The sequence below is a fragment of the Bartonella sp. CR84HXZ genome, from assembly GCF_042194535.1.
In the GTDB taxonomy this organism is placed as follows: Bacteria; Pseudomonadota; Alphaproteobacteria; order Rhizobiales; family Rhizobiaceae; genus Bartonella; species Bartonella grahamii.
Window position 1 is genome coordinate 1 of sequence record NZ_JBHIMY010000070.1, and the last position, 1,583, is coordinate 1,583.

Here is a 1,583-nt window from a genome sequence, read left to right on the forward strand (position 1 = left end):
TGGATCCTCATCAGTAAATAGAGATGTAGAGGAGTAATCATACAACATCTACAAAGTGTCAATATCAAGCGGCAGCTTCAAAGCCGAAGTGGTGGTTTGGTGTGAAGTGATATAATAGTTGGCGGATGAGACAGATAAGGAGGAAAGTGGATCCAATGATGACGTGGAGTCCATGGAAACCCGTAGCGATAAAGAATGTTGAGCCATAAATACCGTCGGAAATGGTGAAGGGTGCTTCAAAGTACTCTGAAATTTGTAGTAAGGTGAAATAGATGCCTAGTAGAATTGTGATGAGTAGAGCCTGGGTTGTTTGTTTTCGATTGTTGTTTATAAGGCTGTGGTGAGTTCAGGTAATTGTTACTCCTGATGCTAATAATACAGAGGTATTTAGAAGGGGTACTTCTAAGGGATTTAATGGGGTAATACCTGTTGGTGGCCAGTGGCCCCCTAAATAAGGGGTTGGGGCTAGGCTTGAGTGGTAGAATGCTCAGAAGAACCCGGTAAAGAAGAAGACTTCTGAGATAATGAATAGGACTATGCCATATCGAAGGTTTTTTTGAACGGGTGTCGTGTGATGTCCTTGATAAGTGCTTTCTCGTACGATATCGCGTCATCATTGGTGAAGGGTTAGTGTTGTGGTTAGTAGACCTAGTGTTAATAGAGTGGTGGAATAGAAGTGAAATCATATGGCTAAGCCGGATGTTGTTAGAAGGGCTGATAGAGCCCCTGCTAGTGGTCAGGGGCTGGGTTTGACTATGTGGTAAGCATGGGATTGGTGGGCCATTAGGTGTTGTTGTGTAAATAAAGGCTAACTAGAAGTGTGAAAACGTAGGCTTGGATTAGAGCAACTGCGATTTCTAGGATGGTGAGTAGTGTCAGGAGTGTGAAGATCAGTGAAGTAGCGGGGGGGCTGATAGTTAGTAGTGTTAGTGTTGCGTTTCCAACTAGGTGTATTAGCAGGTGACCAGCCGTAATGTTAGCAGTTAAGCGTACGGCTAGGGCTACTGGTTGGATGACCAGGCTAATGGTTTCGATTATTACTAGTATGGGGATGAGTAATGTTGGTGTGCCTTGTGGTAGGAGGTGAGCTAGGGAGCTTTTGGTTTTAAAGCGAAGGCCTGTGATTACTGTGGCAGCTCATAAGGGGATTGCTATAGCGAGGTTTATGGATAGTTGGGTGGTGGGTGTAAATGAATGGGGTAGGAGTCCCAGAAGGTTAGTTGTGGTAATAAAGGTAATTAGGGATATTAGTATTAGAGATCAGGTTCGCCCCTTAGCATTATGGGTTATTATTATTTGTTTTAGAGTGAATAGTACTAGGTTGCGTTGGATAGTGATTAGTCGGTTGTTAATGAGATGTTTGGACGTTGGGATTAATAATATGGGAAATATAATGATGGGGATTGTGGCAGGTTGATTTAGGATTATTGGAGTTGCGAATAGGGTAAACAGATTTTCGTTCATTTTAGTTGTCAGTAGCTATTGGGGGCTTGCTTATGAGTGTTTTTTTGTCGGGGGGGGTTGATGGTAGTGTATGTTTAGCAGTTTTAATTGTGTAATAAGATATAGTGTAGGGAGTGTTG

1 protein-coding gene and 1 pseudogene are annotated in these 1,583 nt (G+C 42.8%); both read right to left on the bottom strand.

The features are described 5' to 3' along the window. Positions 1 to 64 precede the first annotated feature (64 nt). Positions 65 to 604 (bottom strand): annotated as a pseudogene (locus ACFIKD_RS09325) (cytochrome c oxidase subunit 3). Between the two features lie 179 nt (positions 605 to 783). After that, the gene (gene atpB, locus ACFIKD_RS09330; RefSeq protein ID WP_375621879.1) at positions 784 to 1,125 is read right to left on the bottom strand and encodes a F0F1 ATP synthase subunit A; all 342 of its coding nucleotides are present in this window, start codon (positions 1,123 to 1,125) and stop codon (positions 784 to 786) included. Positions 1,126 to 1,583 lie beyond the last annotated feature (458 nt).